We start from the raw sequence: 23,249 nt of genomic DNA, 5'->3' as shown, positions 1-23,249 counted from the left end.
GAGAACCACCCTCATGACTCCCACCGCACCCGCCAGACGCACCCGGACCCGGCGCCCGCTCCTCGCCGCCACCGCGCTGCTCGGCGCCGCCGCCCTGGTCGCCGCCTGCGCGGGCCCGCCCCGCGGCGGCTCCAGCGACCGGGCCGACGTCCAGCTGTCGCCCTCCAGCCCGCCGGCCGCCGGCGACATCGACTCCTTCACCTGGGCCACCTACGCCGAGCCGCCCACCCTGGACTACCTCCAGGCCTTCGACTACCCGCAGAACACGGTGCTGTCGAACGTCTGCGAGAGCCTGATGCGCTGGACGCCCCAGCTCACCCTGGCCCCCGGCCTGGCCGAGAAGGCGTCCAACCCCGACCCCACCACCTGGGTCTACGACCTGCGCTCCGGTGTGCACTTCCACGACGGCTCGGTGATGACCGCCGAGGACGTCGTGTACAGCCTCGGCCGGCAGATGAACCCCGACAACGCGGCGGCCTGGGCCCAGAACCTCCAGAACGTCGACACCGTCACCGCGACCGGCCCGCTCCAGGTCACCGTCAAGCTCAAGCGGCCCGACTCCCAGTTCCCGCAGTACATGGCCACCGCCGCCGGCGTCGTCGCCGCCAAGGCCGGGGTGGAGGCCGCCGGCCGGGACTACGGCACCGGCGGGAGCCTCGACTGCACCGGGCCGTTCAAGCTCGGCAGCTGGACCAAGGGCCAGTCGATCGAACTCCAGCGCTTCGACGGCTACTGGGGCACCCGGGCCAAGGCCGGCAAGGTCGTGTTCCGCTTCCTCACCGACCCCTCCGCGCGCACCAACGCCATGCTCAGCGGCGAGGTCGACGGCGGCTACCTGATCCCCACCGAGAGCTACGACCGGCTCCGCAACGGCGGTACCGGCACCCTGTACTTCGGCGAGGGCCTCAGCACCGTCAACCTCAACGTCACCAGCATGGACGGCCCGCTCGGCGACCTCCGGGTCCGCCAGGCGCTGTCGCTGGCCCTCGACCGCACCGGCTTCGTCCGCACCGGCCTCGCCGGCGCCGGCACCGTCACCGGCTCGCTCACCACCCGGGCCGCCTGGGGCACGCTGCCCGAGGACGTCCGCACCGCCGCCTTCGCCCACCTCACCCCCACCGACCAGGACATCGAGCGCGCCAAGGCCCTGGTCAAGGAGGCCGGTGCCAGCGGCCGCACCCTCACCGTCGCCACCAGCAGCATCGGCCAGGACGTCTCGCTGCTCGCCACCGCCGTCCAGTCCGCCGGCGCCCGGATCGGCCTCAACATCCAGCTGCGGACCATCGCTCCGAACGCCTTCACCTCGCTGTTCACCGACCCCAAGGCGCGCGAGGGCCTGGACATGTTCCCGGAGACCTACTACGACTCCATCACCGACCCGCTCGACCTGCTCGCCAACTTCCGCACCGGCGCCTACCAGAACTTCGCCGGCTACAGCGACCCGGCCTACGACGAACTGGTCGACAAGGCCTCCGCCGAGTACGACCCGGCCAAGCGCGGCGCGATCGAGGCGCAGCTCCAGCGGACGGCCTCCGAGAAGCTGCTGTGGATCCCGGTCGCCGAGTGGCCCACCGCCCTCTTCCTGAACAAGCGCATCACCGGCGCCCCGACCACCATCTCCTACCTGTACTACCCGTGGGCCGCCGACGTGGGGGCCGCGCGGTGACCTTCCTGCGATTCGCCGTCCGACGGCTGGTCGAAATGGCCGTCACCCTGCTCGGCGCCTCCTTCGTCGTCTTCGGGGCGATGTACCTGGCGCCGGGCAGCCCGGCGAGCTTCCTGCTGTCCGGGCGCTCGGCCTCCCCGGCCGCCCTGCAGGCGATCAACGAGCAGTACCACCTGGACGACCCCTTCCTGGTGCGCTACCTCCGCTGGCTCGGCCAGGTGCTGCAGGGCGACTTCGGACGCTCCCTCACCTACCGCACCGACGTGTCGGGCCTGCTCGCCGACCGCCTGCCCGCCACCCTGCTGCTGGTGGCCATGGCCCTGCTGGTGGTCGTCGTGATCGGCCTGGTGCTCGGCTGGGTCGGCGCCGTCCGCGGCGGCGCGACCGACTCCGCGATCCTGGTCACCACCACCCTCGCCGTCGGCACCCCCTCCTTCGTCGCCGCGGTGCTGCTCCAGGGCCTGTTCGCGGTCAAGCTGGGCTGGTTCCCGACCAGCGGCGCGGGCGACGGCCTGCTCGACATGGCCTGGCACCTCACCCTGCCCGCGATCGCCCTCGCGCTCTACCTGATCGGCATGCTCGCCCGGGTCACCCGCTCGGCGATGCTGGACGCCCTGGAGGGCGAGCACGTCACCGTCGCCCGCAGCCGGGGCGTGCCCGAGCGCGAGGTGATCCGCCGGCACGTGTTCCGCAACTCGCTGGGCACCGTGCTCACCACCGGCGGCCTGATCGTCTCCACCCTGCTGGTCTGCACGATCCTGGTGGAGTCCGCGTTCAGCGTCGGCGGCCTCGGCCAGCTCCTCGAACTGTCCACCACCACCAAGGACTTCCCGACCGTCCAGGCCATCTCCCTGATCATCGTGGCCCTGTTCATGACGGTGAACCTGCTCGTCGACCTGCTCCACCCGCTCGTCGACCCCCGGGTCACCCTCGGCTCCAGGAGGTCCGACGCATGAGTGTCGCCCTCGCCCGGCGGCCCGGCCTCGCCCGGGTCAAGTCCGCCCGCGCCCCGCTCTACCGGATCTGCCTCGGCCTCGCCGCCCTGGTCGTGCTCGCCGCGCTGCTCGCCCCCTGGCTGGCACCCGACGACCCCAACGCCGTCGACCTCGGCAACGCCCTCGCCGGCCCCTCCGCCGACCACCTGCTCGGCGTGGACGCGGCCGGCCGCGACACCCTCGCCCGGCTGCTGATCGGCGCCCGCACCTCGCTGCTCGGGCCGCTCGGCGTGGTCGTCTTCTCCACCGTCGCCGGCGTCGCCGTGGGCCTGCTGGCGGGCTGGCGCGGCGGCTGGATCGACTCCGTGCTGTCCCGCAGCACCGAACTGGTCTTCGCCTTCCCCGGCATGCTGCTCGCCATCCTGATCGTCGCGGTCCACGGCGAGGGCCTGATGGCCCCCGTCGTCGCCCTCGCGATCGCCTACCTGCCCTACGTCTCCCGCCTGACCCGCTCCCTGGTGCTGGCCGAACGCATGCGGCCCTACGTCTCCGCCTACCAGGTCCAGGGGCACTCGGCCCTCCAGATCTGCCTGCGGCACGTCCTGCCCAACATCGCGCCGATCGTGCTCGCCCAGTCCACCGTCAACTTCGGATACGCCCTCATGGACCTGGCCGGCCTGTCCTTCCTCGGACTCGGCGTCCCCGCCCTCACCCCCGACTGGGGCCGCATGGTCTTCGACGGCCAGACCGCGATCCAGCACGGCTACCCGCTCTCCGCGATCCTGCCCTGCGTCCTCATCGTGCTCACCGTCGTCGCCTTCAACGTCGTCGGCGAGCGCTGGGCCGACCAGGTCGCCCGGAGGACCACGTGAACGCCCTCGACGTCCGGGAGCTGCGCCTGCGCCTGCCCGGCACCGCCCGCCCGGTGCTCGACGGGGTCGACCTCACCGTCGCCCCCGGCGAGACCGTCGCCCTGGTCGGCGAGTCCGGCTCCGGCAAGTCCCTCACCTCGCGCGCCGCCCTCGGCCTGCTGCCGCCCGGCGCCGTGCCCACCGGCGAGGTCCTCGTCGACGGCCGGGACGTCCTCACCATGGACGCCGCCCGGCTGCGCGAACTGCGCACCGGCCGGGCCGCGATGGTCTTCCAGGACCCGAGGGCGGCCGTCAACCCGCTGCGCCGGATCGGCGACTTCCTCACCGAGAGCGTCCGCCTCACCGGCACCATGAGCGCCGCCGACGCGGACCGGCGCGCCGTCGAACTCCTCGACGCCGTCGGCCTCGGGCCCGAGCTGATGCGCCGCTACCCCGGCCAGCTCTCCGGCGGCATGCTGCAACGCGTCATGATCGCCGCCGCGCTGATGGGCGACCCGGTCCTGCTGCTCGCCGACGAGCCCACCACCGCGCTCGACGTGACCAGCCAGGCCGAGGTCATCGCCCTGCTGGACCGGCTGCGCGAACGCTTCGGCACCGGCCTGCTGTTCGTCACCCACGACCTGGGCCTCGCCGCCGCCATCAGCGACCGGGTCTATGTGATGTACGCGGGCCGGATCGTCGAGTCCGGACCGGCCGAGGCCCTGTTCGAAGGACCCCGCCACCCCTACACCGCGGCGCTGCTCTCCTCCACCCCGCGGCTGGACGGCCCGACCGGCCGCCTCGCCGCGATCGACGGCCAGCCGCCGGACCTGCGGCAGGAGCTGACCGGCTGCGCGTTCGCCGCCCGCTGCCGGTACGCGACCGACCTCTGCCGGGAGGAGGCCCCCGCGCTGCGCCCGGCCCCCGGGCGCCCCGGGCAGCCGGCCGCCTGCCACCACCCACTCGAAGGGAGCCCCGCCGATGTCTGAGGCAGCCCCGAGGACCGCCGTGCCGGACACCGCTGCTCTGGAGGTCACCGGCCTGTGCCGGACCTTCGGCGCCGTCCGGGCCGTGGACGAGGTCTCCTTCACCCTCCCCGCCGGCGGCTCGCTCGGCATCGTCGGCGAGTCCGGCTCCGGCAAGACCACCACCGCCCGGATCGTGGTCGGCCTCGAACGGGCCGACGCGGGCCGGGTCCTGGTGAAGGGCCGGGCCCGCGCCGGCGGCGCCCGGGGCAGGGCCGAACGCCTCGCCCGCGCCCGCGAGGTCCAGATGGTCTTCCAGGACCCGTACCTCTCGCTGGACCCGCGCACCAGCGTCGAGGCCGCCCTGCGGGAGACCCTGCGGCTGCACTTCCCCGGTGCCGACCACCAGGCCCGGATCAAGGAGCTCCTGGACCAGGTCGGCCTCGGCACCCGGGCGGCCGAGGCGCTGCCCCGGCAGCTCTCCGGCGGCCAGCGCCAGCGCGTCGCCATCGCCCGGGCGCTGGCCGTGCAGCCGGCCGTCCTGGTGCTGGACGAGGCGGTCGCCGCACTGGACGTCTCGGTCCAGGCCCAGGTGCTCAACCTGCTCGCGGACATCCGCGAACGGACCGGCATCGGCTACCTGTTCATCACCCACGACCTCGGCGTGGTCCGCTGCGTCACCGACGAGGTCGTGGTCATGCGGCACGGACGGATCGTCGAGGCCGGCCCCACCGCGACGGTCCTCGACGACCCGCAGCACGCCTACACCCGGCTGCTGCTGGAGTCCGTGCCCCGGCCCGGCTGGGATCCCGACCGGATCGCCGCCGCGCGCCGGGCCCTGTGAGCCCCCCGGCCCGGCAGCCGCTCGGGGTCTGCCGGGCCGGGGTCCCGTCCCGTTCCGGGGGCCGTCGGTGGCGGGTCCGGGATTCACCCCGATGGCGGGTACCTGCCGGGGCCGGTCCTGACCCGGCTTTCAGTAGCGTGCGGGACCGTACCCCCTCAGGCACCTACCGGAACGAGGCCCCATGGCTCACCCGGCCCGCCCGGCTCACCCCGGGCCGTCCCGCCGTTCGCTGCTGCGCTCCGGAACGGCGCTCGCCGCCCTGGCCCTGACCGCCGGCTGCTCCTCCGACGGCGGTGACGAGCAGCCGCCGAGCCCCGCCGGCACCGCCTCGGCCCCGACGCCGTCCGCCTCCGGCAGCCCGGCGGCCGCGGCCGCCCGCTCGATGCCGGCCGAGTCGACCCCGCACACCCGTACCTTCATGGCCTGGCCGGCCCTGGAGGAGGTGTGGGGCGACCAACTGGCCGGCGTCCGGGAGGACATCGCCGGGCTGGCCCGTGCCGTCGCCGGCTTCGAGCCGGTGGTGCTGCTGGCCCGCCCCGACCAGGCCGAGCAGGCCCGGCAGGCCTGCGGCTCCACGGTCGAGGTGCTGGAGTTGATGGTCGACGACCTGTGGGCCCGCGACACCGGCCCGACCTTCGTCACCGGCCCGCAGGGGCTCGCCGGGGTCGACCTGAACTTCAACGGCTGGGGCAACAAGCAGACCCACGCCAACGACAGCCAGGTCGCCCGCAACCTCCTCGACCACTACGGCATCCCGCGGATCCAGGCGCCGATCACCGGCGAGGGCGGCGGCATCGAGGTGGACGGCGAGGGCACCCTGATGGCCACCGAGAGCTCCTGGGTCAACCCCAACCGCAACCCCGGCAAGAGCCGGGACCAGATCGAGGCGGCCTTCAAGGACCTGTTCGGCGTCAGCACCGTGCTGTGGTTCCAGGGCGTCGCCGGTCAGGACATCACGGACTGCCACATCGACGCCCTGGCCCGCTTCGCCGAGCCCGGCACCGTCGTCATCCACCGCCCCGGCCCGGACACCCCGCCGGACATCTGGACCACCGCCTCCGACCAGGCCCTCCAGGTCCTCGGCTCGGCGAAGGACGCCCGGGGCCGCACCCTCAAGGTCGTCGACCTCCCCGAACCCGACATCGACCTGATCCCCGGTGCCGGCAAGGACTTCCTCGCCACCTACCTCAACTACTACGTCTGCAACGGCGGCGTCATCGTGCCGCGCTTCGGCGACCGGGCCGCCGACGACCGGGCCGCCGGCATCATCGGCGACCTCCACCCCGGCCGGAAGGTCTCCCAGGTGTCCATCAACCACATCGCCTCCGGCGGCGGGGGCATCCACTGCGCCACCCAGCAGCAGCCCGTCGCCCCCGGTACCAGCCCGACGTGAGCGGGCGCCGGCTGCGGGACCGCCGCTTCCTCCTCGTCCTGCTGATCCTCGCCGTGCTGTGCTCGGCCGGCATCGCCCTGTACTTCAACGAGCGCAACACCCGTCAGCAGACCCGGGAGCTCTCCCTCCCCACCACCGGCGACTGGGTCGAACTCGACGTCACCTCGCAGGACATCGACGCCGCCGGCGGCGAGATGACGCTCTACGTGGTGCCCGTCCCGCACGGCACCCTGGCCCAGGACCCGGAGTCCGGCACCTTCACCCGCCGGGTCGACATCACCGTCCGCGCCACGACCCGCACCGAGCTGCGGGCCGACCCGGGGGAGGCGGCGACGCCCAAGCCGGTGTCGGCCAACCTCTACAACGGCACCCCGACCGACTACCCCTTCGACCGCTACCGCTTCGAGGTGCTGTTCTCGGCCGCGGACGCCACCGGCGCCGTCCCGGTCGGGGTGGTGTTCGGCGACGCCGACCCGTTCTTCGTCGTCCGCCCGACCGGCACCCCGTACGGGGCGGAGGGCACCGTGTTCGAGGGGCGGGTGAGCAGGGCGCGGAGCACCTTCATCCTGGCCTGGTTCATGATCGCGGCGATGTGGGCGCTGGCGCTGGCGGTGCTGGCCGGGGCGGAGGTGCTCTACCGGGGCCGGCAGGGCATGGTGTGGCCCTCGCTGGGGTGGATGGCGGCGACCCTGTTCGCGCTGATCGGCATGCGCAACGCGGCGCCCGGCGCGCCGCCGATCGGCTCGCTGATCGACTATGTGGCCTTCTTCTGGGCGGAGGGCATCATCGCGGCGTGCCTGGTGGTCACGGTGGTCTCGGGCAGCCGGGTCGAGCACCGCAAACGGGTCGACGCCGTCGAGCCGGCCGGGGCGGGGCCGTGAAGGGTGGGGGCGGGGTCGTGAAGGGTGGTGAGGCTCAGCGGCGCGGGCCGACCGTCGAGGCCAGCGAGTCCAGCAGGGTGCGCAGCACCAGGGCGGCGTCCACCGTGCCGTCCAGCGAGCCGATGGCGGCGATGCCGTCCACGGCGGCGGCGAAGGCCTCGCCGAGCGGGGCCGGATCGGTGTCGCCGCCGCGCTCGTCCACGAGCGCCCGGAACAGCCGGACGAAGCAGGACCGCCACCGCCCGTACTCGGCCTCCAGGGCGACCCGGACCCGCTCGTCGTTGAGGGCGAGCCAGTGCAGGGCGGCGTGCAGGCGGGCGAGGTCGGGGCTCTCGGGGCGGGTGAGCAGGGTCAGCACCCGTTCGGCCCGCTCGGCGTAGCCGCCGGGGTCGGCCACGGCCTCCTCCAGCGGGGCGATCCACTCGGGCCTGATGTCCGCGACCACGGCCACGATCAGGTCGCTGCGGTCGGCGAAGTGGTAGTGGCACATCCCGTGCGAGACCCCGGACAGCGCGGCCACGTTGCGGGTGGTGAACCGGCCCGCCTCGCCGCCCGCGAGCAGGATCCGGGCCGCCGCGATGAGCCGGGCCCGGGTCTGCTCGCCCTTGGCGGACGTCCGGGCGCGGCCGGCGCCGGCCGTCCGGGGGGCGGTGGCCGCGGCCCTGGTGGCGGTCGTGCCCTTCGTGTCGGCCGCGTCCTGAGTGGTGGCCGGGTCCGCGCCCGTCGCCTGTGTCGCCATGGCGGTCACTGTAACGACTGCCGGGCCCGGGGGAGGGGCCAAAGCTGCGCAAAGTATTGACCGAGCGCTTGGTCAGTTCTACCTTTTCGGTCAACTGCTCGACGAGCAGGGCACCTTGACACGGAGGCAGTGATGAACGACCGCTCCAGATCCGACAGAGCGACCGGCGGACCGACCGACGCGAGCACCGCCGACAGCCTCGACCGCCGCCGGTTCCTGGCCGTCGCGGGCCTGGCCGCCGCCGGCACCGCGCTCACCGTGGCGACCGGAGGGCCGGCCGCGGCCGCAACCGCCGGCCGCCGCAGCACCGAGGCGGGCCGGGCCGCCGCGGCCGCCGGCTTCCGGGTGCCGATCGACACCCTGCGCCACACCCGCACCTGGATGGCCTGGCCGGACAGCACCGGCATCTGGCGCAGCAAGCTCGCCGGCGTCCAGTCGGACATCGCGCTGATCGCCAGGACCATCGCGAAGTACGAGCCGGTGACCATGTGCGCCAACCCGGCCAGCGTCGCCAAGGCCCGCTCGATGTGCGGCTCGGCGGTCACCGTGATCGGGGACATCCCGGTCGACGACTGCTGGATGCGGGACACCGGTCCGGTCTTCCGCACCGACGGCGCCGGCGGCCTCGACACCATCGGCCTCAACTTCAACGGCTGGGGCAACCACCAGACCCACGCCAACGACTCGCTGGTCGCCGGACGGGTCGCCGCCTACCTGGGCCTGCCGTTCACCGCCGCCGGGCTGGTCGCCGAGGGCGGCGCGGTGGAGGCCGACGGGGCCGGCACCCTGATGGCCACCCGGAGCAGCATCCTCAACTCCAACCGCAACCCCGGCAAGTCCCAGGCCCAGGTCGAGAGCGCGCTGTGCGCCGCGTTCGGCGCCTCCAAGGTGATCTGGTTCGCGGGCATCGCCGGCCAGGACATCACCGACGACCACGTGGACGCCACCTCCCGCTACCTCGGCGGCACCACGGGCGTGGTCCAGATGCCGCTGTCGGGCGACACCGACGCCTGGTCCCAGGACGCGCGCCAGCAGTACCAGATCCTCTCGGCCGCCACCAACGCCCAGGGGTCGCGGTACACGGTCAGCCAGATCCAGGGGCCCAACTACAACCTCATCCGCTCCACCGACCCGAACTTCGTCGGCTCCTACGCCAACTACTACCTGTGCAACAACGCGGTGATCTCCGCCCAGTTCGGTGACACCCGGGCCGACAGCGCGGCGAAGGCCACCCTGGCCCGCCTGTTCCCCGGCCGCACCGTCGAGCAGCTCAACATCGACCGCCTCGGGGCGGGCGGCGGCGGGATCCACTGCGTCACCCAGCAGCAGCCCGCCGTGTGAACCGGCGGGGCCGGGTCCGGTGGGGCGGACCCGGCCTCGGAGGTACCGCCGGCCCAGGAGCGGGTGTCGGCCCAGGAGCGGTGCCGGCCGGTCAGCCGATGGCGGGGATGTCGTGGGTGGCGCAGTGGATCCCGCCCCCGCCGCCGGCGATCCCGTCGATCTTCACGGGGACGATCTCGCGGGTGGGGAAGTACTTCTTCATCACCTGCTGGGCGTGCTCGTCGGCCTTCTGGTCCCCGAACCTGGGCAGGTAGACGCCCTTGGTGCCGATGTAGAAGTTCATGTAGGAGGAGACGAAGGCATCGCCGCGCCCGGTGATCCGGTCCGGGTCGGGCTGCTGCAGCTCCACCACCTCCAGCTTCCGTCCGCGCGCGTCGGTGGCGTTCTTGAGCACGGAGCGGGCCTGGTCGGCGGAGCGGGACCACACGTCCGCAGGGGTGCCGGGGAACGCCTTGTCGAGCACGACGACCCCCGGCGCGACGAAGCGGACCAGGCAGTCCACGTGGGCGTCGGTGATGTCCTTGCCCTTGACCCCGGCCAGCCAGATCACCTTGGTGACCCCGAGCGCCTTCTTGAGCTCGGCCTCGACCTGGTCGCGGCTCATCCCGGGATTGCGGTTGGCGTTGACGATCGAGCTCTCGGTGACCAGCAGCGTGCCCTCGCCGTCGGTCTCGAAGGAGCCGCCCTCGGCGACCAGCCGGGTCTCGATCCGCTCGACGCCGTACTTGGACAGGACGGCGCGGGCCACCTTGGCGTCGTTGGCGTGCTGCTGCTTGCGGCCCCAGCCGTTGAAGTTGAAGTCGACGCCCTTGACCTTGCCGCCCTCCTCGACGAACACCGGCACGGTGTCCCGGGCCCACAGGTCGTCGACGGTGACCGGGACGACCTCGACGGCCGCGCCGCAGGCCTTCTGCGCGGCGTCCTTCTGGTCGGGGCGGGCCATCAGGACGACCGGCTCGCGGGCCGCGATCGCCTGGGCCAGACCGGCGACGTCCCGGCGGACCTCCGCGAGCTGCTCGCCCCAGATGTTCTCCGAGGAGGGCCAGGACATCACCGTGCGCAGGTGGTTCTCCCATTCGGCGCCGAAGCGGCGGGCGGCGGGCGCACCGGTGGCGGTGGGGGCGGCGGTGGCGCTCGGAGTGCCGGGCGCCGCGGTGGGCGCGGCCGTGGGGGTGCCGACCGGCGGAGTGGTGGGCTGTCCGGACGGCGGGAGGGCGCCGGTGCCGTCGAGGTCGCTCGCGCCGGTGGGGTCGCAGGCGGTGAGGCCGAGGGCGCCGGCGCCGGCGCCGGCGCCGGCGCCGGCGAGCGAACGCATCACGGTACGGCGGGACATGGCGTTGGTCATACGGATCCTCCGGCTGGGACGGGGTCGGTGGGGGCGGGGCGCAGCTGGTCGGGGTGCTGCGGTCGGCGGCTGCTGCGGTCGGGCTGCTGTTCGCGGCTCGGGCGTGCGCGGACTACGGCAGGACCTGCGGCAGGGGCTCGTGCATGGTCGAGCAGTGGATGCCGCCGCCCCCGGCCATCAGGCGGTCGACGTCGATCTGCACCACCGTCCGGCCCGGGAAGGCCGCGGCGAGCGTCTCCTTCGCGGCGGCGTCCTTGTACGCGTCGCCGAACTGGGCGGTGATGACGCCGCCGTTGACGAGGTGGAAGTTGAGGTAGGAGTCGACGAACTTGGAGCTGCGGGAGCGGACGGTGTCCGGGCCGTGCACGGGGATCACCTGGAGCCGGCGGCCCCGGGCGTCGGTCGCGGCGGACAGGAGGGCGAACTGCTCGCGGGCGTCCTTGGCCCAGGCGTCGTTGCGGTCGGCGGGCGGCAGCTGGACCATCACCACCCCGGGGCGGACGAAGCGCGAGGTGACGTCCACGTGGTCGTCGGTGATGTCCTGGCCCTTGATGCCCGGCAGCCAGATCATGGTGTCCGCGCCGTAGGCCTCCAGGACGGCGTCCTCGATCTCGTCCCGGCTCATGCCCCGGTTGCGGTTCTTGTTGACCAGGCTGCTCTCGGTGGCCATCACCGTGCCGTCGCCGTCGGTCTCGATCGCGCCGCCCTCGCCGACGAAGTCCGCGTAGGTGTACCGCAGGCCGCGCCGGGTGGCGAGGCGCTCGGCGACCAGGGCGTCGTCGTAGTGGACCTGCTTGTCGCCCCAGCCGTTGAAGTTGAGGACCACGGCGTCCAGGCCGCCGCGGCCGTCCAGACGGAACACCGGCGCGGTGTCGCGCATCCACAGGTCGTCGGTCGGGATCGCGGTGATCACCTCCACCGCGGAGCCGCACCGGTCCTGGGCCTTGCCCGCCGTCCAGTCGTCGGGGGCGCACATCACCACCGGCTCGAACTCGGCGACGGTCCGGGCGATCAGGGCGATGTCCTCCTGGACCCCGCCCAGGCGCAGCCCCCACACACCGCGGCGGGAGGGCCAGGACATCCAGGTCCGCGCGTGCGGGACGTCGTCCGCCGGCACCCAGGGGAAGTCATCGGCGGAGCGGTCGTGCTGGAAGCGGGTCATGAGGGTCTTCTCCGATCGTGCGACGGTGCCGGGAGGGGTGCACGGGGCCATCGGATCCACTCTTCGCGCCACTACGCACCGGCGCACCACGGGAACGGCCGACGGCTGCACCCCGCCTGCGGTGTCAGCGTCGCACTGACTGAAAGTTCAGTCAAACTTATCGACACACTATGACCCATGACGCCGATCTGGTCACGGATCGTAATGATCGGGGGTGTTCTGTCGGCGGATGCCCGGTTCGGCGGCTGCGCTCAGCAGTCGGGTCGGGACTTCGGGGGCTCGCCCCGGGGCTCAGGAGCCGAGCCGGGCCACCTCGGTGTCGATCGCCTCGGTCAGCAGCGTCCGGGCGTGCGCCAGCGGAAGGCTCCCGCTGAGCCAGCGCACGCTGAGGCCCTCCAGCAGTGCCGTCAGCCGCTCGGCGGCTCCGGCCAGGGCGACCGCCGAGGACATCGGCTGCACCACACCGAGCAGCTCGGCGACCTCCTGCACCCAGATCCGGGTGGCCCGCGCCAGGTCCTCGCGCAGGGTCTCGTCGAACACCGCGCTCGCCCGCAGCTCGCCCCAGGCGGTGCTGTTCTCCCGCACCTCGACTGTGTCCTGGAGCTCCAGCAGCAGCGTCTGCTCCAGCTCCTCGCGTGCGGTCGGCGGCGGGGCGTCCGGGTCGCGCTCGGTCGTGTACCGCTCGGCCCGGTCGTTGATGAACTCCAGCGTCTGCCGGAGGATCCCGGTGCGGTCCTTGAAGTGGTAGTAGATCAGCGCGGTGGACACACCCGCCTCGGCCGCGAGCTCCTCCACCCGGAGTCCGCGCACCCCGCGCCGCGCGATCACCCGCGCGGCTGCTTCCATGATCGACGTTTTACGACTGGCCACGATCCACCACCTTACCCGGGTGCTGTATGCCGGTGCGCCCACCTGCTGAAAGTCCCGTCAGGTGGGGGATTCGGTGGTGCACGGACGGATTTCGGACAAAGTGGCTCCTGTGGCGGACTTTCTCGGGGTCTGCACCGATTCATCACCCCGCGATCACTCTAGGGTGGCCCCGTCCCCGCCGGAGACCCCGGCGTCCGGGACGCCCCTTCGTTCCCAGACCGGACCGGATTGGATCGAACATGAGTGCTCATCGGATGTGGAAGCGGGTGGCGACCGCCGTCGCCGCCCGGGGGACCGGCGCCGTCGCGGCGGCCTTCGCACTGGTCGTGGCCGTCCTCCTGGGCGGCACGGTGGCCGGCGCGACGGCGGCCGAGGCCAAGCCCGCCGGCTGGGGCTCGGGCCGGTGGGCCTGTGCCGGCGAGGCCGTCGACCCCGGCAACGTCAACACCGACCACGACCCCAAGGGCTGCGGCGGCCGCGGCTCCTGGTACCAGGAGCCGGCCAAGGACGGCATCTGGACCTGCTCCGGCTCCCCGGTGGTGGCCGGGTACGTGATCACCGATCACAGCAAGCCCGGCTGTCGCGGCATCGGCGCCTGGCGCCACAGCCTGGTCAAGGACGGCATATGGACGTGCTCCGGCTCGCCGGTCGTGCCCGGCTACGTCATCAGCAACCACCTGCGCGCCGGTTGCGGCGGCATCGGCTCCTGGCAGCACAACCTCCCGCACGACGGCATCTGGACCTGCTCGGGCTCCCCGGTCGTCACCGGCTACGTCATCACCGGGCACCAGCGGACCGGCTGTGACGGCGCCGGTGCGTGGCTCCACAACATCGCCCGGGTCGGCCTGCTGACCTGCCCCGGCTCGCCCGTCCCGGCCGGCTTCAGGTCCACCACCTACCAGGCCGGGGGCTGCAACGGCCTCGGCGCCTGGGTGCTCGCCCGCGCCTGACGCACCGGTGTCCGAAGGGGCGGGGCGCCGACCGGGGGTACTGGTCGGCGCCCCGCCCCCGCCGCGCTACCGGGCCGGGCTCGCCAGGTCCTCCAGCGCGGCCTGCGCCGCGTTGTGCCCCGGGATGCCGCTGACGCCGCCGCCCCGGACCGCCCCCGCCCCGCAGAGCAGCACGTCCGGACGGGCCGTCGCCACGCCCCAGCGCTCGGCGGCACTGCCTTCGTGCGCCCCGGGCTCCTCGGGGAGGAACGGGAAGGCCAGGTCGCGGTGGAAGATGTGGCCGCCCGGCAGGCCGAGCTCCCGTTCCAGCTCCGGCGGCGTCCGCGCCTCGACGCAGGGCCGGCCGTCGGCGTCCAGGGCCAGGCAGTCGGCGATCGGCTCGGCCAGCACCGCGTCCAGCTGCGCCAGGCTCGCGGCCAGCGCGCGTTCCTTCGCCGCCGGGTCGCCGAACAGCCGGGCCGGCATGTGCAGGCCGAACAGGGTCAGCGTCTGCAGCCCCTGCCGGACGGCCTCCGGTCCGAGGATCGAAGGATCGGTGAGGGTGTGGCAGTAGATCTCCGACGGCGGCGCCGAGGGCATCCGGCCGGCCGCCGCCTCCGCGTACGCCGTCTCCAACTGCCGGTAGCCCTCGGCGATGTGGAAGGTCCCGGCGAAGGCGTCGCGCGGGTCCGCGGCGGGGTCGCGCAGTCGCGGCAGCCGGCGCAGCACCATGTTGACCTTCAGCTGGGCGCCCTCCGGCGCGGGCCCCGGTGCGGTGCCGAGCAGCCGCGCCAGCGTCGCCGGCGCGGCGTTCACCAGCACCCGGCGCGCCGCCACCGTCGCCTCGCCGTCGGCGTGCCGGTACGACACCTCGGCCTCGCCGCGCCCGTCGCCCGCGATCGCGGTGACCTCGTGCCCGGTCCGGATCTCCGCGCCGGCCGCCAGCGCTGCCGCGGCCAGGGCGTCCGTCACCGCGCCCATCCCGCCGACCGGGACGTCCCAGTCGCCCGTGCCGTTGCCGATCACGTGGTAGAGGAAGCAGCGGTTCTGCCGGAGCGCGGGGTCGTGGGCATGGGTGAAGGTGCCGATCAGCGCGTCCGTCAGGACCACGCCGCGCACCAGGTCGTCGGTGAAGGTCCGCTCGACCGTCTCGCCCAGCGGCCGTTCGAACAGGTCCGTCCAGGCGGCCCCGTCCCCGATCCGCCGGCGCAGCTCGTCCCGTGACGGCAGCGGCTCGGTGAGCGTCGGGAACACCCGCTCGGCGACCCGCCCGGTCGTCCCGTAGAACTCCCGCCAGGCCCGCCACTCCCGGTCCGACCCGGTCAGCGCCCGGAACGACTCCCCGGTCCGGCCGGGGTCGCCCGCGTCCACCAGCAGGCCGGTGGGCTTCCCGTCCCGGACGGCCGGGGTGTAGGAGGAGATCCGGCGCCGTCGCAGCTCCAGCCGCAGGCCGAGCTCCCGCACCACCTTCGCCGGCAGCAGGCTGACCAGGTAGGAGTACCGCGACAGCCTGGCGTCGACCCCCGGGAACGCAGCCGCGGACACCGCCGCCCCGCCCGTCCGCGCCAGCCGTTCGAGCACCAGCACCCGGTACCCGCCGCGCGCGAGGTACGCGGCGGCGACCAGCCCGTTGTGCCCACCGCCGACAATCACGGCGTCGTACCGCGAGGACCCGTTGGTAGCCATGCGGTCACGGTACGCCACGGCCCCGCCGCTCCGGAACAGCCTTGCACGGCGGTCGCGGCGGCGGCGCCGGGTTGCCGTCGGGCCGCCACCGAACTGCCACCGGACTGCCGTCGGGCGTCACGGCGGCGAGGTGCCGGGGCCCGCCGCTCCGTCGGACTCGGCGTGCTGCCAGGCCCGGGGCCAGTTGCCGGACGGCGGCGGCGGACCGGCGATCCCCAGGTCCTTCCGGGCGCAGAGGTAGAACCTGTCGCGCGCGTGGCTCAGTCGCTCCTCCGCCCGCACCCAGCCGGCGGCGTCGGACCGCAGGCCGCGGGCGTAGAGCTCCAGGTTCCAGCACTCCTCGTGCCACGACCGCGCCGCTTCGACCGTCGCGGCGTCACCGACCAGCAGCATCGACTCCCACTCGGCGGCCCGCTCGGACTCCGCGCGGGCGAGGTCGGCCAGCCCTTCGTCAATCCCCAGCGGGTCCACCACGCCGTCGAAGTTGCGGGCGGCACCGAGTCTTTGGGCGATCCGGATCTGGGCCTTGAGCAGCTTCCCGTAGCTCGCGTAGATCTGGAAGCGCCGGTCGTCCCAGCGTTCGGCGCGGCCACGCCGCCAGCGGCTGCGTTCGGTGAGGCTCGCCGCCGCGTACGAGCCCACCGACCCGACGACGACGCCCGCCAGGGTGGGCAGTTGGTCCCAGAACGTCACGCTTCCTCCCCCAGGGCCCCGGTGACTGCCAGGAGCCCCAGGGTGGCACGGGGCCGGGAGGCGGGGAGCGGGAATCCCCCGGTTCAGGGGCGGTCGCCCTCGGGTCGGGTGGCGGGCCAGGCGGTGGGGTCGACGGTGAGCCAGGGGGCGGTGGCGAGGGTGGTGGGGGTGGTGCCGGTGAAGGTCCTGATGTCGCGGTGGAGATGGGACTGGTCGGTGTACCCGGTGTCGGCCGCCACCCGGGCGGCGCTGTGGCCCGCGGCGAGGCGGTGCGCGGCGTCGTCGAAGCGGACCAGCCGGGCCGCGTGCTTGGGGCCGAGGCCGGTCTGGGCGTGGAAGCGGGACCACAGCCGTTTGCGGCTCCAGCCGATCTCGGCGGCGATCCGCTCGATCCGCACCGCGCCCCGGTGGGTGACCAACTGGTCCCAGGCGAAGGCGATTTCGGGATCAACCGGCCGGCCGTCCGCGTACCGGCGGACGAGTGCGGCCTCGGCGATCGCGAAGCGCTCGTCCCAGGAGGCGGCGGCGCGCAGGCGCTCCTCGGTCCGCGCGGCCTCGCGGCCCCACAGCTGGTCGAGTCCGACCACCGTGCCGCCCAACTCCGAGGAGGCGCCCAGGATCCGGTGCGCGACCGGCGGGGCGAGCCGGAGCTGCAGGCAGGTGATGGCACTGCCGTGGCCGCGTACGCCGCCGGGCGCGAGTCCGACCACGACACTGCCGCGCGCCCGGCGGCCGGTCCCGTCGTCGACGGCGAGCGGCGGATCGCCGAGGTCGAGGGCGAGCGTCACGGCCGGGTACGGCACCACGTCCAGGTCGACCGGGGCGGAGGTGTGGAAGCCGGCCATGCCGACACCCCGGATACGGCAGGGGCGCGGGGGAGTTGCGATGTCCCACACGGGTGCGGGGGCGCGGGTCGGACCGACGGGGCGCATAGCGCCAGGCTACGCGACATTCGTCCAAGACGCGGGGCCGCGGGCGGCGCGACTCTGAGGTGGGCGGACCCACCGCCCCGTTCGGAGAGGACAGTTCGCGATGAACCCACCGGTCGAAGCAGCCAGTACCGGCACCACCCCCGCTACCACCCCCGCCACCGCCTACGGCTCCGCCGTCGAACTCGCCGCCGCCGTCCGTCGGAAGGAGGTGAGCCCGGTCGAGGTGGTCGAGGACTGCCTCGCCCGGATCGACGCCCTCGACCCGGCGCTGAACGCCTTCTGCTTCCGGGACGACGACGCCGTCCGCGCGGCCGCCTCCGCCGCCGCCGACGCGGTCGTCCGGGCCGGCTCCACCGACGGGCTCCCGCCGTTCCACGGCGTCCCGCTGCCGATCAAGGACCTGCTGGACGTGGCCGGCTGGCCCACCACGTACGGGTCCGCGGGCGCCGGCCGGGGCCCGGCCGAGCGCTCGGAGCCGCTGGTCCGCCGGTTCCTTGCCGCGGGGTTCGTCCTGCTCGGCAAGACCACCACCTCCGAGTTCGGCAGTCTGCCGTTCACCGAGAGCGAGGCGCTCGGCATCACCCGCAACCCGTGGGACCGGGAGCGGACGCCGGGCGGCTCGTCGAGCGGCGCGGGCGTCGCCGTCGCCGCCGGGATGGCGCCCCTCGCCCACGCCGAGGACGGCGGCGGGTCGATCCGCATCCCCGCCTCCTGCACCGGCCTGGTCGGCCTCAAGCCCACCCGGGGCCGGGTGACCAACGGGGCCGTCGTCGTGGAGGGGCTCGGCATCGGCGGCGTGGTCACCCGTACCGTGGCCGACACCGCGGCCGTGCTCGACGTGCTCGACCGCCACGATCCGGCCGCCTGGTGGTCGCCCCCGGCCCCGGACCGCTCCTTCGCCGACGCGATGTGGGCGGACCCGCCGGCCGGACTGCGGATCGGCGTCCTGGTGGACCCGCCGGTGGCCGGGATCACCGTCGACCCGGTCTGCGTGGCGGCCGTCGAGGCCGTGCTGCGCACGCTGGAGGCGGCGGGCCACCACATCGTCGACACCCCGCTGCCGCTGCCGCCGACCGAGGAACTGGTCACGGAGTTCACCGCGATGTGGAACATCGGCGCCGCCGGGGTTCCGCTGGCCGACCCGGAGCGGATCGAGCCGCACAACCGGGCGCTGCGCGACGCGGCGCACGCGATCGACTCCTGGGCCTACGCGGAGGGGGTGCGGCGGGCCCAGCGGATGTCGCGGCGCATCGTCGAGGGCTTCGTCGCCGGGTTCGACCTGCTGGTGACGCCCACCATGGCCTGCCTGCCGCCGCGCGTCGGCGCCTGGCGGGCCGGTACCGACAGGGATCCGCTGGCGGCGCTGCGGAACAGCTACCCGATGGGGGTGTTCACCTCCCTGTTCAACGTGACCGGCCAGCCGGCCGTCTCGCTGCCCGTCCACCACGACGACGCGACCGGCCTGCCGGTCGGGGTCCAGCTCGTCGCCGCACCCTGGCGCGAGGACCTGCTGCTCCAGGTGTCCCGCACGCTGGAGCTGGCCCACCCCTGGGCCGACCGCCGCCCGCCCGGCCTGGGCTGAGGCCGCTCGCCCGGGCCGCGCCCGCTCGCCCGGGCCGCCAAGGGCCCGTGGATACTGATCGGATGCGAACGTACCCGACCGCCGCCGTCGCGGTGAACCTGCTGCTCGGCCTGCCGGCGGTGGTGCCGATCTGGCTCCTCTGGTACTTCGCCGTCAACTGGCCGCTCGCGGGGCTCGGTTGGACCGATCGCAACCCCACGGAGAACGACGGGATGCTGCCGTGGTTCATGCTCGCCGTGCCGGTGCTGTCGGTGTTCTCGGGCCTCTGGTGGCTGGCCAACCACCTGCTGCGCAGCCGCCGTCGGCACCGGTACGCGGACCGGGGCCCCGCCGGGGCGTACTGGACGACCAGCGCCCTGCTGACCCTGGTGCCCACGGGAGTGCTCATCGCCGTGCTGTAGCGGGGGCCGGGGCGGTCAGCAGGGCGGTCCCGGCGGCGAGCAGCGCGGTGAGGCCGGCCAGGACGAGGACGGTGCCGGGGGAGGTCCGGTCCACGACCCCGCCCCCGGTCAGCGCGGCGATCCCGATGGTGGCCTGGAACGACGAGGTGAACAGCACCCCGGCGGCCTCCGGGGCGTGCGGCGCCGCGGTGAGGAACCAGCTGAGCGAGCAGACCGGCACGGCTCCGTAGGCCGCTCCCCAGAGCAGCAGCAGGGCGGTGGCGCCCGCCCGGCCGTCGCCGAGCACCGGCAGCAGCAGCGTGGCGGCCGCGAGCAGGACGGCGACCGAGGCGAAGGTGGGCCGCAGGGCGCGGGCCGCGCGGGGGCCGGCGAGGAGGTTGCCGAGCAGTCCGGCCGCCCCGTAGGCGAGCAGCAGGGCGCCGATCGTGCCGGGGCCGACCCGGGTGACCTCGGTGAGGAAGGGGGTGACGTAGGTGTAGGCGCCGAAGTGCGCCAGCACGATCAGGAAGGTCACCGCGAGACCGGCCAGGGTGCCCCGGCCGGTGAGCAGTCCGCGCAGCACGCCGAGGCCGGTGGCGGTGGCCGGTGGCGGCAGCGGGGGAAGCGTCGCCAGCAGGGCGGCCAGCCCGAGCAGCGTCAGGGCGGCCATCGCGGCGAAGGCCGCGCGCCAGCCGGCGACGGAGCCGAGCAGGACCCCGGCCGGGACCCCGAGGACGGAGCCGAGCGGGACGGCCGTGAAGACCACCGTGTTGGCCCGGGCCTGCCGTTCGGCCCGGACGAGGCGCGGGGCGAGCCCGGAACCGATGGACCAGAAGGCGCCGATCACCAGGCCGAGGGCGACCCGGGCCAGCAGCACGGCGCTGTAGGCGGGCGCCATCGCGTTCAGCAGGTCCGCGAGGGCCAGGAGCAGCAGCAGGGCGCAGAGCACGGTGCGCCGGTCGGCCCGCCGGGTCGCGACGGTGACGACGGGTGCGGCCACGGCGGCGACCAGGCCGGGCAGGGTCATCATCAGGCCCGCCGTGCCGTCGGAGATCCGGAAGGTCGCGCCGATCGGGCCGAGCAGCCCGACCGGGAGGATCTCGGTGGTGACGATCGCGAAGACGCCGGTCGTGACGGCGAGGACGGCCGGCAGGCCGCCGGTTCGGCGCCGGGGCCCGGCCACGGTCCCGGTCCCGGTCGCTGGCTCTGGCACGGTCTCCAGCTCTGGCACGGCGGATGCTCCTGTTCTCCGGGGGACGGGGCGGACACGGACGGTCCGGCGACGGGACGAGGGCCGCGTCGGGTCCGGGTCGGGTCCGCGTCGGGGCCGGGTCGAAGTCCACCAGGGCGGAGGGGAGTCGGTCCGGCGTGAATCGGACGTGAACCCTCCCGCCCCTCGACAAATAGCTCTCACTGAGAGCTAAAATCGGAGGTATGAGCGCAACCGCCCCGGACCCGCCCGACCCGGCGCTGGGCGAGGAGTTCTCCACCCTCCTCGTCGGCATCCAGCGCCTGGTGCGACGCCGGCTGCGCGAGGGCCTGACCGAGCCCCGGCTGCGCGGCGCGCAGGTCGAACTGCTGCGGCTGGTGACGGACTTCCCCGGTCTGCGGGTGTCCGACGCCGCCGCCGAGCTGTGCCTCGCCGCCAACTCGGTCTCCACCCTGGTCAACCAACTGGTCGCGCTCGGCCTGCTGCGCCGCGAGGTGGACCCGGCCGACCGCCGGGCCGCCCTGCTGTACGCCACCGGCGAGGCCGTGGAGCGGCTGGCGGCCTGGCGGGCCCGGCGGGAGGCGCTGGTCGGCGAGGTGGTGGCGGGGCTGCCCGCCGACCACCGGGCGGCGCTGGCCGCCGCGCTGCCCGCGCTGCGCGGAGTGGCGACGGGCCTGCGCGAGCGCGCGGGCGAACCGGGCACGGCGGCCCCGGCCGCCGGAGGGAGGACCGGACCATGACGATCGGGCCGAACGACGCGGTGGTCTGCCGCGGCCTCACCTACACCTTCCGGCGGGGCCGGCGGAAGGGCGGCGACACCAAGGCCGTCGACGGCGTCGATCTGACCGTGCGGGCCGGCGAGGTCTTCGGCCTGCTCGGCCCCAACGGCGCCGGCAAGACCACCACGATCCGGGCGATCACCACCCTGCTGCCGACCGCCTCCGGGATGGTCCGGGTGTTCGGCCACGACGCGGCCGGGCGCCGGTCGGAGGTCCGCCGACTGCTCGGCTACGTGCCGCAGCAGCTCTCCGCCGACGCCGGACTGACCGGCCGGGAGAACGTCGCCCTGTTCGCCCGGGTCTTCGACGTGCCGCGCGCCGAACGGTCCGCGCGGGTCGCCCAGGCGCTGGCCGCCGTGGACCTCACCGAGGCCGCCGACCGGTCGGCCGGCACCTACTCCGGCGGCATGGTGCGACGCCTGGAACTCGCCCAGGCGCTGGTCAGCGCCCCCCGGCTGCTGGTGCTGGACGAGCCGACCATCGGCCTGGACCCGATCGCCCGCGCGAGCGTCTGGGAGCGGGTCGACGCCGTTCGCCGCGCCACCGGGATGACGGTGCTGGTGACCACCCACTACATGGACGAGGCCGACCGCCACTGCGACCGGATCGCCCTGATGGACCGGGGCCGGATCCGCGCCCTCGGCACCCCCGAGGAACTCAAGGCCCGGGTCCGCGAGCAGGACGCCGCCCTGCCCGATCCCACGCTCGACGACGTGTTCCGCCACTTCTCGGGCCGCGGGCTGGCCCGCGGCGAGAGCGCGGAAGGAGACTTCAACGATGTCCGCCGGACCCGTCGCACAGCCAACCGCGTCGGCTGACGCACCAGACCTGGGCCTGCTGCTGGTACCCCCGCCGCTCCGCACCGGCTGGCGCCAGGTGCCCGCCCGGGTCGCCGCGATGTGCGTGGTCGAACTCCAGAAGCTGCGCCACGACCGGACCGAGGTCTACACCCGGGCGATCCAGCCCGCGCTCTGGCTGCTGATCTTCGGCGAGACCTTCACCCGGCTGAAGGCCATCCCCACCGACGGGATCCCGTACCTGGACTACCTGGCTCCCGGGATCATCGCGCAGTCCGCGATGTTCGTGGCGATCTTCTACGGCATCATGATCATCTGGGAGCGGGACTCCGGCGTGCTCACCAAACTCCTGGTGACACCGACCCCGAGAGCCGCACTCGTCACCGGCAAGGCCTTCGCCGCCGGCGTCAAGGCGGTCATCCAGGCCGTCGTGGTCGTCCTGCTCGCGGCGGTGCTCGGGGTGGCGATGACCTGGAACCCGCTGCGGCTGCTCGGAGTCGTCGCGGTGGTGGTCCTCGGCTCGGCCTTCTTCTCCTGCCTCTCGATGACCATCGCCGGGATCGTGCTCACCCGCGACCGCCTCATGGGCATTGGTCAAGCCATCACGATGCCGCTGTTCTTCGGTTCCAACGCCCTCTACCCGGTCGACCTGATGCCGGGCTGGCTCCAGGCGATCAGCCTGGCCAACCCGCTCAGCTACCAGGTCGACGCCCTGCGCGGCCTCCTGATCGGCACCCCCTCGCACCTGCTGCTGGACTTCGGCGTCCTCACCCTCGCCACCGCCCTCGGCATCACCTCCGCCTCCGCCCTCCTGGGCCGCCTCGCCCGCTGAGCAGGGCCCGTCGAGGGGGTCGGTGAGGCCGCCCGCGTTCGCCTCGTGTCCAGCGCCTCTGTACCCGCAAGGACAGCGGACTGCGAGTCTGCTGCACCGGCCTGTTGCCCATGGAGCAGATCACCAGCACCGTCCTGGCCAACCATCCCGAGCTGTTCAACACCGACGCCTACGCCGCACTTGACGCCCAGCACGGCCCCATCGAATGGCACGAAGGCGTCAGCGCACGCATGCCCAACCTCGACGAACGAGCGGTACTCAACGTCCCCGAGAACGTCCCCCTGCTCGTCTTCCAGCGCATCACCCGCACCCAGGCCGACGCCCGCCCCCTCATGCTCGAAACCCTCACCATGACCGCCGCTGCCACCCAACTGACGATCACCCACCGCCCCGTCGCGCGGTAGGCGTGTCGACGGCAACACGCCAGGCGGCGACTC

Annotated in this window: 23 protein-coding genes; 15 read left to right on the top strand and 8 right to left on the bottom strand. The window is 74.1% G+C overall.

The features are described 5' to 3' along the window. Window positions 1-13: 13 nt before the first annotated feature. From IF01_RS0116045 to IF01_RS41800, 7 genes are all read left to right on the top strand, one after another. On the top strand, window positions 14-1,666 hold the full coding sequence (locus IF01_RS0116045; protein WP_030394096.1) for an ABC transporter substrate-binding protein: 1,653 nt from the start codon (window positions 14-16) through the stop codon (window positions 1,664-1,666). After that, window positions 1,663-2,622: an ABC transporter permease gene (locus tag IF01_RS0116040; protein WP_030394095.1), complete on the top strand. Its 960-nt coding sequence runs from the start codon at window positions 1,663-1,665 to the stop codon at window positions 2,620-2,622. Before IF01_RS0116045 ends, IF01_RS0116040 begins: the two co-directional genes overlap by 4 nt. Continuing rightward, window positions 2,619-3,473, top strand: a complete 855-nt coding sequence (locus IF01_RS0116035) for an ABC transporter permease (protein ID WP_030394094.1) — start codon at window positions 2,619-2,621, stop codon at window positions 3,471-3,473. Before IF01_RS0116040 ends, IF01_RS0116035 begins: the two co-directional genes overlap by 4 nt. Continuing rightward, window positions 3,470-4,441, top strand: coding sequence for an ABC transporter ATP-binding protein (locus tag IF01_RS0116030; protein ID WP_094745563.1), 972 nt, complete (start codon window positions 3,470-3,472; stop codon window positions 4,439-4,441). Before IF01_RS0116035 ends, IF01_RS0116030 begins: the two co-directional genes overlap by 4 nt. Beyond that, complete coding sequence (locus tag IF01_RS0116025; RefSeq protein ID WP_051755419.1) at window positions 4,434-5,261, top strand: ABC transporter ATP-binding protein; 828 nt, start codon at window positions 4,434-4,436, stop codon at window positions 5,259-5,261. Before IF01_RS0116030 ends, IF01_RS0116025 begins: the two co-directional genes overlap by 8 nt. A 181-nt stretch (window positions 5,262-5,442) precedes the next feature. Continuing rightward, entirely contained in the window at window positions 5,443-6,654 is a 1,212-nt protein-coding gene (locus tag IF01_RS0116020) for an agmatine deiminase family protein (RefSeq protein ID WP_030394091.1), read from the top strand. Beyond that, entirely contained in the window at window positions 6,651-7,535 is an 885-nt protein-coding gene (locus tag IF01_RS41800; RefSeq protein ID WP_051740094.1) for a DUF4436 family protein, read from the top strand. The genes IF01_RS0116020 and IF01_RS41800 overlap by 4 nt, the downstream gene beginning before the upstream one ends. A 34-nt stretch (window positions 7,536-7,569) precedes the next feature. Here the strand turns inward: IF01_RS41800 and IF01_RS0116010 are convergent, their stop codons facing one another. Further along, entirely contained in the window at window positions 7,570-8,274 is a 705-nt protein-coding gene (locus IF01_RS0116010; protein WP_030394089.1) for a TetR/AcrR family transcriptional regulator, read from the bottom strand. A 132-nt stretch (window positions 8,275-8,406) separates the two neighbouring features. On the opposite strand from IF01_RS0116010, the gene IF01_RS0116005 reads away from it, so the two are divergent. Continuing rightward, entirely contained in the window at window positions 8,407-9,615 is a 1,209-nt protein-coding gene (locus IF01_RS0116005; RefSeq protein ID WP_078879998.1) for an agmatine deiminase family protein, read from the top strand. Window positions 9,616-9,706: 91 nt separating this feature from the next. Here IF01_RS0116005 and IF01_RS0116000 read toward each other — a convergent pair whose 3' ends face one another. From IF01_RS0116000 to IF01_RS0115990, 3 genes are all read right to left on the bottom strand, one after another. Then, window positions 9,707-10,948: an agmatine deiminase family protein gene (locus IF01_RS0116000; RefSeq protein ID WP_244215520.1), complete on the bottom strand. Its 1,242-nt coding sequence runs from the start codon at window positions 10,946-10,948 to the stop codon at window positions 9,707-9,709. 124 nt (window positions 10,949-11,072) lie between these two features. Next, window positions 11,073-12,122, bottom strand: a complete 1,050-nt coding sequence (locus IF01_RS0115995; RefSeq protein ID WP_051755417.1) for an agmatine deiminase family protein — start codon at window positions 12,120-12,122, stop codon at window positions 11,073-11,075. A gap of 291 nt (window positions 12,123-12,413) precedes the next feature. Continuing rightward, window positions 12,414-12,992 carry a TetR/AcrR family transcriptional regulator gene (locus IF01_RS0115990; protein WP_030394085.1) on the bottom strand — a complete coding sequence of 193 codons (579 nt, stop codon included), beginning with the start codon at window positions 12,990-12,992 and terminating at the stop codon, window positions 12,414-12,416. A gap of 239 nt (window positions 12,993-13,231) precedes the next feature. Between IF01_RS0115990 and IF01_RS43925 the strand changes: the two genes are divergently transcribed. Continuing rightward, on the top strand, window positions 13,232-13,942 hold the full coding sequence (locus IF01_RS43925; RefSeq protein ID WP_199523221.1) for a hypothetical protein: 711 nt from the start codon (window positions 13,232-13,234) through the stop codon (window positions 13,940-13,942). Between the two features lie 66 nt (window positions 13,943-14,008). Here IF01_RS43925 and IF01_RS0115980 read toward each other — a convergent pair whose 3' ends face one another. The 3 genes from IF01_RS0115980 to IF01_RS0115970 all read right to left on the bottom strand — a co-directional run bounded on the left by IF01_RS0115980 (window position 14,009) and on the right by IF01_RS0115970 (window position 17,145). Beyond that, window positions 14,009-15,607: a phytoene desaturase family protein gene (locus IF01_RS0115980; protein WP_030394083.1), complete on the bottom strand. Its 1,599-nt coding sequence runs from the start codon at window positions 15,605-15,607 to the stop codon at window positions 14,009-14,011. 117 nt (window positions 15,608-15,724) lie between these two features. Then, on the bottom strand, window positions 15,725-16,300 hold the full coding sequence (locus IF01_RS0115975; protein WP_051740097.1) for a hypothetical protein: 576 nt from the start codon (window positions 16,298-16,300) through the stop codon (window positions 15,725-15,727). An 83-nt stretch (window positions 16,301-16,383) separates the two neighbouring features. Next, the gene (locus IF01_RS0115970) at window positions 16,384-17,145 is read right to left on the bottom strand and encodes a helix-turn-helix domain-containing protein (RefSeq protein ID WP_208624319.1); all 762 of its coding nucleotides are present in this window, start codon (window positions 17,143-17,145) and stop codon (window positions 16,384-16,386) included. A gap of 187 nt (window positions 17,146-17,332) precedes the next feature. On the opposite strand from IF01_RS0115970, the gene IF01_RS0115965 reads away from it, so the two are divergent. Together IF01_RS0115965 and IF01_RS0115960 are read left to right on the top strand one after the other, a co-directional pair. After that, a complete protein-coding gene (locus tag IF01_RS0115965; protein ID WP_051740098.1) occupies window positions 17,333-18,814 on the top strand; it encodes an amidase in 1,482 nt (493 codons plus the stop codon). 62 nt (window positions 18,815-18,876) lie between these two features. Further along, the gene (locus tag IF01_RS0115960; protein WP_030394079.1) at window positions 18,877-19,215 is read left to right on the top strand and encodes a hypothetical protein; all 339 of its coding nucleotides are present in this window, start codon (window positions 18,877-18,879) and stop codon (window positions 19,213-19,215) included. Here the strand turns inward: IF01_RS0115960 and IF01_RS0115955 are convergent. Next, window positions 19,199-20,407, bottom strand: coding sequence for an MFS transporter (locus IF01_RS0115955; protein ID WP_208624318.1), 1,209 nt, complete (start codon window positions 20,405-20,407; stop codon window positions 19,199-19,201). The two genes, IF01_RS0115960 and IF01_RS0115955, sit on opposite strands and share 17 nt — an antisense overlap. Window positions 20,408-20,628: 221 nt before the next feature. Here IF01_RS0115955 and IF01_RS0115950 point away from each other — a divergent pair, with 221 nt between their 5' ends. The 4 genes from IF01_RS0115950 (at window position 20,629) to IF01_RS0115935 (ending at window position 23,216) form a co-directional block, all read left to right on the top strand. Next, window positions 20,629-21,144: a MarR family winged helix-turn-helix transcriptional regulator gene (locus IF01_RS0115950; protein WP_051755413.1), complete on the top strand. Its 516-nt coding sequence runs from the start codon at window positions 20,629-20,631 to the stop codon at window positions 21,142-21,144. After that, on the top strand, window positions 21,141-22,001 hold the full coding sequence (locus IF01_RS0115945; RefSeq protein ID WP_030394076.1) for an ABC transporter ATP-binding protein: 861 nt from the start codon (window positions 21,141-21,143) through the stop codon (window positions 21,999-22,001). The genes IF01_RS0115950 and IF01_RS0115945 overlap by 4 nt, the downstream gene beginning before the upstream one ends. Continuing rightward, the gene (locus IF01_RS0115940; RefSeq protein ID WP_030394075.1) at window positions 21,961-22,812 is read left to right on the top strand and encodes an ABC transporter permease; all 852 of its coding nucleotides are present in this window, start codon (window positions 21,961-21,963) and stop codon (window positions 22,810-22,812) included. The genes IF01_RS0115945 and IF01_RS0115940 overlap by 41 nt, the downstream gene beginning before the upstream one ends. Window positions 22,813-22,922: 110 nt before the next feature. Further along, window positions 22,923-23,216 carry a UTRA domain-containing protein gene (locus tag IF01_RS0115935; protein WP_030394074.1) on the top strand — a complete coding sequence of 98 codons (294 nt, stop codon included), beginning with the start codon at window positions 22,923-22,925 and terminating at the stop codon, window positions 23,214-23,216. The last annotated feature ends 33 nt before the right edge of the window (window positions 23,217-23,249 follow it).

It is taken from the genome of Kitasatospora purpeofusca (assembly GCF_000718025.1).
In the GTDB taxonomy this organism is placed as follows: domain Bacteria; phylum Actinomycetota; class Actinomycetes; order Streptomycetales; family Streptomycetaceae; genus Kitasatospora; species Kitasatospora purpeofusca.
This window is presented reverse-complemented; position numbering and strand designations above follow the sequence as displayed.